This is a genomic window from Enterobacter sp. SCRI0065, assembly GCF_059766475.1.
This window is the reverse complement of the sequence record NZ_JCBAJB010000042.1, coordinates 1-404: the sequence shown is the minus strand read 5'-3', so window position 1 is coordinate 404 and position 404 is coordinate 1. Positions and strand designations below refer to the sequence as shown.

Annotated in this window: 1 protein-coding gene; it reads right to left on the bottom strand. The window is 60.1% G+C overall.

Features of this window, described 5'->3' with window-relative positions; genetic code table 11:
* Window positions 1-15: 15 nt before the first annotated feature.
* On the bottom strand, window positions 16-404 hold a 389-nt coding region (gene zapD / locus AC6EMZ_RS23330), incomplete at its 5' end, for a cell division protein ZapD (RefSeq protein ID WP_498405189.1).

The window sequence follows — 404 nt, the reverse complement described above, 5'->3', positions numbered from 1 at the left end:
CATTCATGATGCGGCTCAGAAATTACAGAGCTTCAGCTGGAACGGGATATCCGCATCGACCGGCTTGGGTCGCAGGTCGCCATCCTGCTGGGTAAAACGCACCCAGAGCATGTATTTGTTGGCGCTGATTTCGGGGATGAACCCCAGCGCCGACTCATCCAGGCGCACCTGCATCAGCTGGTACACGCGGCCCGACAGCATCTGCTGATAGCTTCCAGCGTTAGCAATCACCTTGCCACTCTGGCCCGACTCGCGCAGCAGCCGCAGCACGATCATCGTGGCGTCGCGCAGCGGTACCAGCGGTTGGGCCCATTTGACGATATCGGCGCGGCGGCGCTCGGCGGGGTGATGCTGCCATGCAAAATACGCCGGCAGATCGAATTCACATGTCCCACCTGGAATGA